A 13,474-nucleotide genomic window follows, 5' to 3' on the forward strand; every position below is an offset into this window, starting at 1 on the left:
GTGTTGACTGTGAGTCAATAAATGCGCCGAGGGATAGCGAAATTTTTGCATAAAATCGGCCGATGAACCCGCGACACCGGACGATTGCTGCGCCATCTGTGACAGCCACCCCGCTGATGAGTTACTATCGCGGACAGAATCAACCCTTTGTCGTCCAGGGATTGCCAAGCCACGGTCTGAGGATAATTGAGTAATGAGTGATCTGACTCATGACGGTGTAGAGCGTTTACCGCTGCACACATTCACTGAAAACGCCTATCTGAACTATTCCATGTACGTCATCATGGATCGGGCGTTGCCGTACATTGGTGACGGTTTGAAGCCGGTACAACGCCGCATCATCTACGCCATGTCTGAGCTGGGGCTGAATAACAGCGCCAAATTCAAAAAATCTGCCCGTACCGTGGGTGACGTGCTGGGTAAATACCATCCGCACGGTGACAGTGCCTGCTATGAAGCCATGGTGTTGATGGCGCAGCCCTTCTCTTATCGCTATCCGCTGGTAGACGGCCAGGGGAACTGGGGGGCGCCGGATGATCCGAAATCCTTCGCCGCGATGCGTTATACCGAATCCCGCCTGTCCAAATACGCGGAAGTGTTGCTGGCCGAGCTGGGCCAGGGCACTGTTGACTGGGTGCCAAACTTTGACGGCACCATGCAGGAGCCGAAGATGTTGCCGGCCCGCCTGCCCAACATCCTGCTGAACGGCACCACCGGTATTGCCGTCGGTATGGCGACCGATATTCCGCCGCACAACGTGCGTGAAGTGGCCGCCGCTGCGGTGGCGTTGATCGACAAGCCTGGCGCTTCGCTGGAAGAGTTGCTCGAGTTCGTCCAGGGCCCGGATTACCCGACCGAAGCCGAGATCATTACCCCGCGTGAAGAAATCCGCAAAATTTATCAGAACGGTCGTGGCTCGGTACGCATGCGCGCCGTCTGGAATAAAGAAGACGGCAGCGCGGTGATCACCGCCTTGCCGCACCAGGTTTCCGGCGCCAAGGTGCTGGAGCAGATTGCCAGCCAGATGCGTGCCAAAAAGCTGCCGATGGTTGAAGACTTACGTGATGAATCCGATCACGAGAACCCAACGCGGCTGGTGATTGTGCCACGCTCCAATCGTATCGATCTGGATCAGGTGATGAATCACCTGTTTGCCACGACCGATCTGGAACGCAGCTACCGCATCAACATGAACATGATTGGTCTGGACAACCGCCCGCAGGTGAAAGGGCTGGTGGAAATCCTCACCGAGTGGCTGGCATTCCGTCGCGATACGGTGCGTCGCCGCCTGAACTACCGTCTGGAAAAAGTACTGAAACGCCTGCACATCCTGGAAGGTTTGCTGGTGGCGTTCCTCAATATCGATGAAGTGATCCACATCATCCGTAGTGAGGACGAACCCAAGCCGGTGCTGATGCAGCGTTTTGGTATTTCCGATACCCAGGCCGAAGCGATCCTCGAACTGAAACTGCGCCATTTGGCTAAGCTGGAAGAGTTCAAGATCCGCGGCGAGCAGGATGAGTTGGCCAAAGAGCGCGATCAACTGCAGGCGCTGTTGGCCTCCGAGCGCAAGCTGAACACCCTGATTAAAAAAGAGATCCAGGCCGATGCACAGGCCTACGGCGACGATCGCCGCTCGCCGATTACCGAGCGTGCAGAAGCCAAGGCGATGAGCGAGCACGACTTTGTGCCGTCGGAGCCGGTGACTATCGTGCTGTCTGAAATGGGCTGGGTGCGCAGCGCCAAGGGCCACGATATCGATCCAAGTGGCCTGAGCTACAAGGCCGGTGACAGCTTCCGCAGTGCGGCACGCGGCAAGAGCAACCAACCGGTAGTGTTTATCGACTCCACCGGGCGCAGCTACGCGCTGGATCCGCTGACGCTGCCTTCGGCGCGTGGGCAGGGCGAGCCGTTGACCGGCAAGCTGACGCCACCACCGGGCGCGACCATTGAGCAGGTGCTGATGGCTGCGGACGACCAGAAGTTGCTGATGGCTTCTGACGCCGGTTATGGCTTTGTCTGTACCTTCAACGATCTGGTGGCGCGTAACCGTGCCGGCAAGGTGATGATTACTCTGCCGGATAACGCCAAAGCGCTGGCACCGATGGAGATCCACGGTGACGATGACATGCTGCTGTCGATCACTGCCGCCGGGCGCATGTTGTTCTTCCCGGTTGCCGACCTGCCGCAATTGTCGAAAGGCAAGGGCAACAAGATTGTCTCCATCCCGTCGGCGCAGGTCGCATCAGGTGAAGACAGGCTGGCATGGCTGTTCGTGCTGCCACCGCAGACTTCTGTGACCCTGCACGTAGGTAAACGCAAGCTGACGCTGCGTCCAGAAGATTTGCAGAAGTTCCGTGCGGAGCGTGGCCGTAAAGGCACCTTACTGCCACGTGGTCTGCAGCGAATCGATCGTGTAGAGGTTGATGCCCCGGCACGTGCGCCTACCGGTGACAGCGAAGAATAAACCTGAGAAGGCTGGATAACCCCACGGGCGCAGCATGCTGCGCCCGCTTTATTTCCCACCACCGGCAATTATTTTCAAATAGTTAACATTTACCGGCATAAAATTATTGTGCGTTTCGTCGGCTGGCGGGAAAATAGCAAAAAAAGGCAGGGCAGCTCTTCGAACTCTGCAATCAAAGAATGAGTAAAGGGATCTGCGCAGCGTTTCAGGCTGCGTCGGCAGTGTGCTAATGAGGTTGTTATGTTATTAATTTTACGTGCCGTGCTCGCCACTCTGTATTGTCTTCTGGTGTGCATTTTCGGTTCTATTTACTGTTTGGTATTCCGCCCCCGCGATCCCCGCCACGTGGCGACGTTCGGTCATCTGTTTGGCCGCCTGTCCGGGTTATTTGGTTTGAAAGTGGAAGTTCGGGTGCCGGCCGATGCGGCCAAAAACGGCAACTGCATTTATATTGCCAACCACCAGAATAACTACGATATGGTTACGGCCGCCAAAGCGGTGCAGCCGCGCACCGTGACCGTGGGTAAAAAAAGCCTGCTGTGGGTCCCGTTCTTCGGCCCGCTGTATTGGGTGACCGGTAACTTGCTGATTGACCGGGATAATCGCGCCAAGGCGCACGGCACCATTGCCCAGGTGGCCGAACAGTTTAAAAAACGTGATATTTCGGTCTGGATGTTTCCTGAAGGTACCCGCAGCCGTGGGCGTGGGTTGATGCCGTTTAAAACCGGCGCATTTCACGCGGCAATCGCTGCCGGGGTGCCGATTGTGCCGATCTGCGTTTCCACCACCAGCGGTAAAATTAATCTTAACCGTTGGGATAACGGTCATGCGATCGTAGAAGTGATGGAACCGATCGATATCAGTAATTACGGTAGAGAAAATGTGCGTGAGCTGGCAGCCCATTGCCATGAGCTGATGCTGGCGAAAATTGCCGAGCTGGACGCAGAAGTTGCCCAGCGCAATGCAGCCGGAAAATAATATTCCTACCGGCTTCAAAGAATGAACTTTTAAACGGCGTAAAACGCCGTTAACGCTTGGGCTCCTGCTAATCTGATTAACAGGAGCCCGGTCTTTGCATACGGTTTAGTCATTGCTTTTCATGGAGAAAATATGTCACTCAGTCGACGTCAGTTTATTCAGGCATCGGGCTTGGCGCTGTGCGCAGGAGCCGTGCCGCTGAGGGCTGAGGCGAGCGGAATGCAGACCCCATTACCTATTCCCCCGCTGCTGGAGTCCCGCCGCGGCCAGCCGCTGTTTTTAACCTTGCAGCGCGCCCACTGGGCATTTATGGATAACCGCAAGACGTCGGTGTGGGGCATTAACGGCATGTACCTTGGGCCGACGGTGCGGGTTTACAACGGCGATGACGTCAAGCTGATCTACAGCAACCGCCTGCCGGAGCCGGTGGCGATGACCATCAGCGGTCTGCAGGTGCCGGGAACCCTGATGGGTGGCGCACCGCGCATGATGTCTCCTAACGTTGACTGGTCGCCGGTGCTGCCTATCCGTCAGAGTGCCGCCACCTGCTGGTATCACGCCAGCACGCCTAATCGCATGGCGCCGCATGTTTATAACGGTCTGGCTGGGCTGTGGCTGGTCGAAGATGAAGTCAGCAAGGTATTGCCGCTGCCCAACCACTATGGTGTCGATGATTTCCCGTTGATTATTCAGGACAAGCGACTGGATAACTTCGGCACACCGGAATACGCCCCCCCGTCGCAGGGCGGCTTTATCGGCGATACGCTGTTGGTTAACGGCGTGCAAAATCCTTACGTTGAAGTCTCCCGTGGTTGGGTACGCCTGCGCCTGCTCAATGCTTCCAACTCACGCCGCTACATGCTGCAATTGAGTGACGGTCGGCCGTTCAATGTGATCGCCAGCGATCAGGGGTTCCTGCCGGCTCCGGTAGCGGTGCAACAGCTTTCACTGGCACCGGGTGAGCGCCGTGAAGTGTTGATCGATATGTCAAAAGGCGATGAAGTGACGATCAGTGCCGGTGAGGCTGCGGGCATTATGGATCGTCTGCGTGGCCTGATTGAGCCTTCGAGTATCTTGGTTTCTACCCAGGTTCTGACACTGAAACCGACCGGATTGTTGCCGCTGGTGACCGATAACCTGCCCATGCGCCTGCTGGCGGATGAACTGCTGGACGGCAGTGTCAGCCGCACCCGTGAATTCCGTCTGGGCGATAGCCAGGCCGGGGTCAACGGGGCTATCTGGGACATGAACCGTATTGATGTGCAAACTCAGCAAGGCAGCTGGGAGCGTTGGAATATCCACGCGGATACGCCGCAGGCATTCCATATTCAGGGCGTACGTTTCCTGGTGAAACGCGTCAACGGTGCGCAGCCGATGGCGGAAGATCGCGGCTGGAAGGACACGGTATGGGTCGACGGTGACGTCGAACTGCTGGTTTACTTCAACCAGTCCACTTCGGAACATTTCCCGTTCCTGTTCTACAGCCAGACGCTGGAAATGGCGGATCGCGGCAGCGCTGGCCAGTTTATGGTGCAGCCGGCGCTTTAAGACGGTTGTATAGGCTGCTCCTGGGAAGCCGAATGCAGCATTTTTACATTGTGAAACAGCGTGCGACCGGCCAGCGTCAACGCCTACGATCGCGAACTGCGCGGTCAGTTGGCACAGGTAGCGCAAAGCGTAGGCATTCCGCTGGCCGTGGGGGATCATGTCCGCAACCTGGCCATATTCCCAGTGGGTAGAATCAATCGTCAACTCTGTTTCGTGAAGGTAACTAAATCCACTTTTGTGAAATAACCATGCTCTTTTTGCCACTAGTGCGTATAATCGCCGCCCGGCGATTAATTAACCTGTGAAAGAGCACCAGAATGAGCACGACCAGCCTGATCCAACCCGACCGTGAATTGTTTTCCTATAAGCCTTATTGGGCCGAATGTTATGGCACCGCGCCGTTTTTACCGATGTCGCGCGAAGAGATGGATCAACTGGGCTGGGACAGCTGCGATGTGATCATTATCAGTGGTGATGCCTATGTCGATCACCCAAGTTTTGGTATGGCCATCATCGGCCGTATGCTGGAAGCTCAGGGCTTCCGCGTCGGTATCATTGCGCAGCCGGACTGGAGCAATAAAGAAGACTTTATGCGTTTGGGCAAACCGAACCTGTTCTTCGGCGTCACCGCTGGTAACATGGACTCGATGATCAACCGCTATACCGCCGACCGCAAGTTGCGCCACGATGATGCCTACACCGCCGGCAATGTGGGCGGCAAACGCCCGGATCGCGCGACGCTGGTTTACAGCCAACGCTGTAAAGAAGCCTATAAAGATGTGCCGATCGTACTGGGCGGCATTGAAGCCAGCCTGCGCCGCATCGCTCACTATGATTACTGGTCGGATACCGTGCGCCGTTCGGTGCTGGTGGACTCCAAGGCAGACATGCTGATCTACGGCAACGGCGAACGCCCGTTGGTGGAAGTGGCGCACCGTCTGGCCGCCGGCGAAAAAATCAGTGAGATCCACGATATCCGCAATACGGCGGTGATGCGCAAGGGTGCGTTACCAGGCTGGACTGGCGTAGATTCTACCCGTCTGGATAAGCCTGGCCGTATTGAACCCATTCCAAACCCTTACGGCGACGATCTGCCCTGCGCCGACGGCGGCAAGCCGGAACCAGAAGCCAAACCGGTGACCGTACGCGCTGCCAAGCCGAAGCCGTGGGAAAAAACCTACGTGCTGCTGCCGTCCTTTGAGAAAGTGAAGGCTGACAAGGTTCTGTATGCGCACACCTCGCGTATTCTGCACCATGAAACCAACCCGGGCTGTGCCCGTGCGCTGATGCAGTCACATGGCGATCGCTACGTGTGGATCAACCCGCCGGCCATCCCGTTGACTACGCCGGAAATGGACAGCGTGTTTGCCCTGCCGTACCAGCGTATTCCGCACCCGTCCTACGGCAAGGAAACCATTCCGGCCTATGACATGATCCGCTTCTCGGTCAACATCATGCGTGGCTGCTACGGCGGTTGTTCATTCTGTTCGATCACTGAGCATGAAGGGCGTATCATCCAGAGCCGTTCGGAAGACTCCATCATTCGTGAAATCGAAGAGATCCGTGACAAGGTACCGGGCTTTACCGGCGTGATCTCCGATCTGGGCGGCCCGACGGCCAACATGTACATGCTGCGCTGCACCAACCCGCGCGCCGAGCAGACCTGCCGCCGAGCCTCGTGCGTGTACCCCGAAATCTGCACCTACATGGACACCAACCACGAGCCGACCATCAAGCTGTACCGCCGTGCGCGTTCACTGGAGGGCATCAAGAAGATCCTGATCGCCTCAGGTGTACGTTACGATCTGGCAGTGGAAGATCCGCGCTATATCAAAGAGCTGGCTACCCACCATGTGGGCGGTTATTTGAAGATTGCGCCGGAACACACCGAGGAAGGCCCGCTGTCGAAAATGATGAAGCCGGGCATGGGCAGCTACGATCGGTTTAAACAGCTGTTTGACCATTACTCCAAGCTGGCGGGCAAAGAGCAGTACTTGATCCCGTATTTCATCTCTTCGCATCCGGGCACTCGCGATGAAGATATGGTGAACCTGGCGCTGTGGTTGAAGAAAAACCGTTTCCGTCTCGACCAGGTGCAGAATTTCTATCCGTCACCGATGGCTAACTCCACCACCATGTATTACAGCGGTAAAAACCCGCTGAGTCGGGTCGGTTACAAGAGTGAAGATGTGGTGATCCCGAAGGGTGATCGTCAGCGTCGTCTGCACAAGGCGCTGTTGCGTTATCACGATCCGGCCAACTGGGCGATGATCCGTACCGCGCTGGAAGAGATGGGCATGAAACACCTGATCGGCAACCGTCGCGAGTGTCTGGTACCGGCACCAAGCATCGACGAGCAGCGTGAAGCCAAGCGCTTGCAGCGCCATACCCGTCCGGCGCTGACCAAGCACACTGACATCACCCGTCAGCGTACGCCGACCAATAAGCCGCCGCGCAAGCCAATCCGCAAAAGCAAGCCCTAACGGTTAAGTCAGCGTTAAACGAAAAGGAGAACTTTCGGGTTCTCTTTTTTTGCTTTTAAAATCACAGTTGATCGTAGGCGGCTTCCACTTTCATCAAGTGGCGTGGTGCCTGTGGGGCGGGATGATATTTACGGATATGCCAGTTAAAGGCTTCTGGCGACAGATTGTTAATCATCGAGATAGCCTGCTGGCGGTTGCTGGAGAAGGTCCGTAACAGTGCGCCGGTGCCGTTGACGTAGGCGATGATGGTGGCGTACCGCAGGTTGACAGGATTGTTGATCCCCTTAAGCTGCTGTTTTTGCAACACGGCAATATAGGCGGCACCAAGATCGATATTGGTGTCAGGATCCAGCAGATCGTCTTCGTCCGGGCAGCCGCGTTTTCCTTTGTAACGATAGGCGTCGCAACCTGCGGTATCGGCTTTCAACTGCATTAACCCTATGGCATTTGACCGGCTGATTGCGGCCGGGTTAAAGCCGGATTCCACCTTGATCATCGCAGCGATCAGCTTTTGATCGACATCGTATTTATCCGCAGCATCTTCAATGGCATCATCAAAAGCGTGAGCATTGTAGCTGGTATGTGGTTTTTTGCTGGAACAACCGGCCAGGATCAGCATCAGGCAGACAAGGCCTGCGCGCGAGCAGAGTCGTAGAGTGGGGTTCATGGTGCTCCGTATTGTTTTTGCTGGGATAAAGTCGGACATCATAGCATCTCGGTGAGTGCTTGTTCGACATACAGATAACCAATCCCCGTAACTTGTTGCGCGCGCGTCAGTTGGCCAAAGCCGATATGCGTGGCCTGGGTCTGGATCTGGTCGTGCCGGTCAAAAGGGTTAAATCCGGTCTGACTGATGATGGTGTCCAGCCAGGCCTGACCAAATCCACAGCTGCGCCCGTACAGATAAATACGATTGATATTGAGGATATTAAGGAAGTTATATAGGCTCAGGCCAATCGCCTGGGCGGCGCGTTGCACCAGCACCTGCAACGTAGCATCGCCCTGATGGTAACGGGCAATCAGTTCGGCGGTGGTGGGGGTTTTAATCCTTTCGCCTTCCTGCTGTGTCCAGGGCGCGACCTTGAGCTGAATGCGGGCCTTTTTCTTCAGCGCCGACAGCGAAGCGATGGTTTCCAGACAGCCGTAACGGCCACAGGAACAAAGGCCGCCATCGGGATCGACAATGGTATGGCCAATCTGGCCGCTGCCAAACAGGCTGCCCCGGTAAATCTGCTGATTAATAACAAATGACGAACCTATGCCGTAATCGACGTTAATCACGCAAAAGTCCTGCAAATTGGCGTTATTTTGCCACTTTTCCGCCAGCCCCAGCATCACGCAGTCGTTATCGAGCAAAACCTCGGTCTTCAGGCGCTCTTCCAGCAGGTATTTCATCTCTCCCGGGCCTTCCCACGGGGCCTGCGGCATGCGTTGGGACACCCCGGTCAACGGGTTGACCTGGCCGTGGATCGACAGGGCGATCTTCAGTGGCATACCCTGCTGGCGGCTGTGCAGATGATAGATTTGCATCATTTCCTGCAGCATCGCCTGCGGCGTGGTAGCGACGATCGGCTGCGGGGTGAAGGCGCTGCAAGGCGTCATCAGGCCGTCCACCACGATGCTTTCAATCAGATAAGGAGAGACATTCAGGCACAAAATGTATTGCCCAGCGGCGGCGATGCGGTAACTGCCGCCGCCCAAACCGCGGCTGTGCAGGTTGTGCGGGTCGTGTTCTACCCGCTGCTCTTCCTGCAGTTCGTCGAGAATTTTGCCGACCGCAGGAATAGACAGCTGCGAAAGCCGTGCCAGTGTCGACTTACTGGCGACCTTTTCCCGATACAACAGCGCGCACAACACCCGTTTATTAAAATTACGCACCCGCAGGTTATTCAAACCTTGTAATGCCATTTATTAAACCCCGTTTAGTGTATTGCGTGATGATAGTGCATAAAGTCATCAATAGTGCGGCTTGGCCAGCCTGATCCGCGGCTGCGCACATGAACAATTGGGTGACGACAGCGCGGCCTATGAAGATTTCTACCGTGTCATTTGGAGCGGCAATGGCAAACCGGGCGGCTTCTACGGCCTGGCTCGGGTGGCGGCGCGGCGCGGGGATAATTCGCAGGCGCTGGAGTTTTGCGAAAGCAGCCTGAGCGTTAATGCCAGCCATTATCCGTTGATCGCTCTAAAGGCATGGTTGTTGCAGCACCTGGGACAGGGGGAACAGAGCCTGGCCTATATTGTGCAGCACCTGGCCGCGTTACCGCGTTTCAGCCAGACCTTGCTGCTCGGTTATTCAGCGCTTTAAGCCCGGAAATTAAAATTCGGATCTTCTTCACAGAACCCGCTCAAATCCAGTAACCGGTTACTGAAACCGGTTGCTGTTTTTTTGTTTTTGAAACCATACTCATTTCTCAACTGACTGATTTGCACCTATTGGCTACAGGAGAACGAATGAAAAAAATATTCTTATGCTGCGCCGCCGGTATGTCCACCAGCATGGTGGTGAGTAAAATGAAAAAGTCTGCCGAACAGCAGGGTATTGAGGTGGATATTATTGCCGTGGGCATTGATGAGTTTGAAACCACGCTGGCGAATTACCAATGCTGCCTGCTTGGGCCACAGATTAAATATAAGTTGGCCGATTTTAAAAAGATTGCCGACAGGGAAAATAAACCGATCGCGGTTATTAACAGCATGGATTACGGTATGATGCGCGGCGATAAAATCCTCGCCGAAGCCTTAACGATGCTCACGCAGCACTAATCCCACCTGGGCGCCTGCTGCAGCCTGTTGCCGCCGGCTTTCTCGCCCTGTGACCATTGACTCAGAACGTCCCGAGGGTTGAACCATGAGTATCAGCCAGGCCGCATTCAATTTTATTGAAAACCGCATCAGTCCCATTGCCGGAAAATTATCGACCCAGCGACATATTATGGCGATCCGTGACGGTTTTATTTCCGCGATGCCGTTTATGATCGTCGGTTCATTTTTACTGGTATTTGCCTACCCGCCTTTTTCGGCCGACAGCAGTTGGGGACTAGCCCAATGGTGGCTGGGTGCGGCGGAAAAACACCAGGTCGCTATTCTTACCCCGTTTAATATGACCATGGGGATTATGTCGATTTATATTACTGCTGCCATCGCTTATAACCTGGCGCAGAGTTATAAGCTCGATCCCTTTATGGCGGCGATGCTTGCGCTGATGTCATTTTTGCTGGTCGCCGCACCGCAGAGCGAAAAGATGTTGCCGACCGCTGCGTTGGGTGGCGTGGGGATCTTCACCGCCATTTTGGTGGCGATCTACACCACCGAACTGATCCGTTTTCTCAAACTGCACAATATCGGTATCTCATTACCGGAACAGGTGCCGGCCAAGATCAAACAGTCGTTCGATCTGCTGATCCCGATCTTGGCGGTGGTGATCACGCTGTATCCGCTCAGTCTGCTGGTGCAGCACCAGTTTAATTTACTGTTACCGCAGGCGATCATGGCGCTGTTCCAGCCGTTGATTTCCGCCGCCGACTCGCTGCCGGCGATCCTGCTGGCGGTACTGATCGGCCATTTATTGTGGTTTGCCGGTATTCACGGCGCGGTGATCGTCTCCGGTATGCTGCAGGCATTCTGGCTGACCAATTTGGGCATCAATCAGGATGCCTTGGCCGCCAGCCAGCCAATGCCACATATCTTTATGGAAGCTTTCTGGACCTTCTTTATCGTCATCGGCGGATCCGGCGCTACCTTTGGGCTCGTATTGCTTTACCTGCGCAGTCGTTCGGCGCACCTGCGTTCGATCGGCAAGCTGAGCCTGGTGCCGAGCTGCTTCAACATCAATGAACCGGTGATCTTTGGCACGCCGATCGTCATGAACCCCACCTTCTTTATTCCGTTTATCACCGCGCCGATCGTCAATTCGATCATTGCCTATGCGGCTGTGAAGCTGGATCTGATTGGCCGGGTGATCTCGGTAGTGCCCTGGACGGCACCGGCACCGATTGGCGCCGCCTGGGCCACCGGTTGGGATTTTCGCGCCGCACTGCTGGTGCTGATGCTGGCGGCGGTATCGGCGCTGATTTACTACCCGTTCTTCAAGGTCTATGAGCAGCAGTTACTGGATCAGGAAGTGAGTGAAGCCGAGCAGATTGAACAAACGCAGGGAGTCACTGAATGATGGATATGGAAACGGCAGTCATGGAGTTGATCATCAACGCCGGTGAGGCACGCAGTTGCGCCATGCAGGCGCTGTACGCGGCGCGGAAGTATCAGTGGGATCAGGTAGATATTTTGCTGGCGGAGTCGCAGTTGGCGGCGAAGCGAGCGCATGCCACCCAGACCGAGCTGATCGGTTTTGACGAGGGGGAAGGCAAGCTGCCGGTCAATCTGATTATGGTGCACGCGCAGGACCACATTATGAACGCCATACTGGCGCGCGATCTGGTGGAGGAACTGGTGAGAATTTACCGATTACTGGAGCAGAACGGGGTGCAAAACCAATGAGCGTATTTCCGAAGGATTTCCTGTGGGGGGCGGCTACCGCGTCTTATCAGGTTGAGGGCGGCTTTGATGCCGACGGCAAAGGCCTGTCCAACTGGGACTTGTTCTCCCATTTGCCCGGTACGACCTATCAGGGTACCAACGGTGACGTCGCGGTCGATCACTACCATCGCTTTCGCGAAGACGTGGCGCTGATGGCCGAGCTGGGGATGCAGACCTACCGATTTTCGATCTCCTGGCCGCGATTGTTGCCGCAGGGGCGGGGCGAGGTAAACGAAGCCGGGATCCAATTCTACAGTGATTTGCTCGACGAACTGATCAGGCACAACATCAAACCGATGATCACCCTGTACCACTGGGATCTGCCGCAGGTGCTGCAGGATGAATTTGGCGGTTGGGAATCGCGTGAGATCGTCGATGCTTTCGATGAATATGCCCGTCTGTGCTATCAGCGTTTTGGCGATCGCGTCGAACTCTGGTCCACCTTTAACGAAACCATCGTATTTATTGGTATGGGTTATATCACCGGGGCGCATCCGCCCAAGCTGACCGATCCAAAGAAGGGTATTCAGGCTTGCCACCATGTGTTCCTGGCCAATGCCCGCGCGGTGAAAAGTTTCCGTGAAATGAAGATCAACGGTCAGATCGGCTTCGTCAACGTGCTGCAACCCAACGATCCGATCAGCGACTCGCCAGAAGATCGCCGCTCCTGTGAGTTAGCCGAGGGGATCTTCACCCATTGGCTTTACGATCCGGTGCTGAAGGGGGAATACCCGGCAGAGCTGTTGGCGATGGCGCAGCAGGCTTTTGGTGTACCCTATTTTGCACCGGGTGATGAGGCCTTGCTGAAGGGCAATATCGTCGATTTTATCGGCCTGAATTACTACAAGCGTGAAATGGTGGCACATAACGACGATGTCGAGGGCTACGCGAACAACACCAGTGGCCAGAAGGGTAGCGGACGTGAACTGGGTTTTAAGGGGCTGTTTAAACTGGTGCGCAATCCGAACGGTGTTTATACCGACTGGGATTGGGAGGTTTACCCGCAGGGGTTGACCGATGCTATTGGTCGCATCGTCAAACGCTACGGCAACATTCCGATCTATATCACCGAGAACGGGCTGGGTGCCAAGGATCCGATCGTCGAGGGAGAAGTGCGTGATCAACCGCGCATTGACTATCTGCGCGATCATATTCAGGCGATCGGTGCGGCGATCGAGCAGGGTGCCGATGTGCGCGGTTATTACCCCTGGTCGTTTATCGACCTGCTTTCCTGGCTCAACGGCTATCAAAAGCAGTACGGCTTCGTGTATGTCGATCACGACAACAATTTGGCACGCAAGAAGAAGCAGAGCTTTGGCTGGTATCAGCGGGTGATCGCCACCAATGGCGAGCAACTGTAGCGGGGAATAAAAAGCCCTCTCTTGAAAGAGAGGGCTTTTAAGAGCTAAACCTGTAGGGGGCGAACATGTTCGACTCTATTTAACCCCTGATTATGCTACCG

General features: G+C 55.4%; 12 protein-coding genes. 10 read left to right on the forward strand and 2 right to left on the reverse strand.

The window, feature by feature from the left end:
* The first annotated feature begins 193 nt into the window (after positions 1-193).
* From parC to ACUTSU_RS20880, 5 genes are all read left to right on the forward strand, one after another.
* A complete protein-coding gene (parC, locus tag ACUTSU_RS20860; protein ID WP_445654671.1) occupies positions 194-2,467 on the forward strand; it encodes a DNA topoisomerase IV subunit A in 2,274 nt (757 codons plus the stop codon).
* Positions 2,468-2,707: 240 nt separating this feature from the next.
* A complete protein-coding gene (locus tag ACUTSU_RS20865; protein ID WP_012146957.1) occupies positions 2,708-3,445 on the forward strand; it encodes a 1-acylglycerol-3-phosphate O-acyltransferase in 738 nt (245 codons plus the stop codon).
* A 132-nt stretch (positions 3,446-3,577) separates the two neighbouring features.
* Positions 3,578-4,993, forward strand: coding sequence for a cell division protein FtsP (gene ftsP, locus ACUTSU_RS20870; protein ID WP_445652499.1), 1,416 nt, complete (start codon positions 3,578-3,580; stop codon positions 4,991-4,993).
* Positions 4,994-5,053: 60 nt separating this feature from the next.
* Positions 5,054-5,239 carry a hypothetical protein gene (locus tag ACUTSU_RS20875; RefSeq protein WP_445652500.1) on the forward strand — a complete coding sequence of 62 codons (186 nt, stop codon included), beginning with the start codon at positions 5,054-5,056 and terminating at the stop codon, positions 5,237-5,239.
* A gap of 71 nt (positions 5,240-5,310) precedes the next feature.
* Entirely contained in the window at positions 5,311-7,476 is a 2,166-nt protein-coding gene (locus tag ACUTSU_RS20880; protein WP_445652501.1) for a YgiQ family radical SAM protein, read from the forward strand.
* 61 nt (positions 7,477-7,537) lie between these two features.
* Here ACUTSU_RS20880 and ACUTSU_RS20885 read toward each other — a convergent pair whose 3' ends face one another.
* Positions 7,538-8,143: a transglycosylase SLT domain-containing protein gene (locus ACUTSU_RS20885; RefSeq protein WP_445652502.1), complete on the reverse strand. Its 606-nt coding sequence runs from the start codon at positions 8,141-8,143 to the stop codon at positions 7,538-7,540.
* Between the two features lie 38 nt (positions 8,144-8,181).
* Entirely contained in the window at positions 8,182-9,384 is a 1,203-nt protein-coding gene (locus ACUTSU_RS20890; RefSeq protein WP_445652503.1) for an ROK family protein, read from the reverse strand.
* 61 nt (positions 9,385-9,445) lie between these two features.
* Here ACUTSU_RS20890 and ACUTSU_RS20895 point away from each other — a divergent pair, with 61 nt between their 5' ends.
* The 5 genes from ACUTSU_RS20895 to ACUTSU_RS20915 all read left to right on the forward strand — a co-directional run bounded on the left by ACUTSU_RS20895 (position 9,446) and on the right by ACUTSU_RS20915 (position 13,373).
* Positions 9,446-9,784, forward strand: coding sequence for a hypothetical protein (locus tag ACUTSU_RS20895; RefSeq protein WP_445654672.1), 339 nt, complete (start codon positions 9,446-9,448; stop codon positions 9,782-9,784).
* A 146-nt stretch (positions 9,785-9,930) separates the two neighbouring features.
* Positions 9,931-10,242, forward strand: a complete 312-nt coding sequence (locus ACUTSU_RS20900; protein WP_445652505.1) for a PTS sugar transporter subunit IIB — start codon at positions 9,931-9,933, stop codon at positions 10,240-10,242.
* An 85-nt stretch (positions 10,243-10,327) separates the two neighbouring features.
* On the forward strand, positions 10,328-11,647 hold the full coding sequence (locus tag ACUTSU_RS20905) for a PTS sugar transporter subunit IIC (RefSeq protein ID WP_445652506.1): 1,320 nt from the start codon (positions 10,328-10,330) through the stop codon (positions 11,645-11,647).
* Positions 11,644-11,973 (forward strand): PTS lactose/cellobiose transporter subunit IIA, encoded by a 330-nt coding sequence (locus tag ACUTSU_RS20910; protein ID WP_445652507.1) that lies wholly within the window; start codon positions 11,644-11,646, stop codon positions 11,971-11,973. The genes ACUTSU_RS20905 and ACUTSU_RS20910 overlap by 4 nt, the downstream gene beginning before the upstream one ends.
* The gene (locus ACUTSU_RS20915) at positions 11,970-13,373 is read left to right on the forward strand and encodes a GH1 family beta-glucosidase (protein ID WP_445652508.1); all 1,404 of its coding nucleotides are present in this window, start codon (positions 11,970-11,972) and stop codon (positions 13,371-13,373) included. Before ACUTSU_RS20910 ends, ACUTSU_RS20915 begins: the two co-directional genes overlap by 4 nt.
* Positions 13,374-13,474 lie beyond the last annotated feature (101 nt).

The organism is Serratia sp. NA_13, from assembly GCF_052691735.1.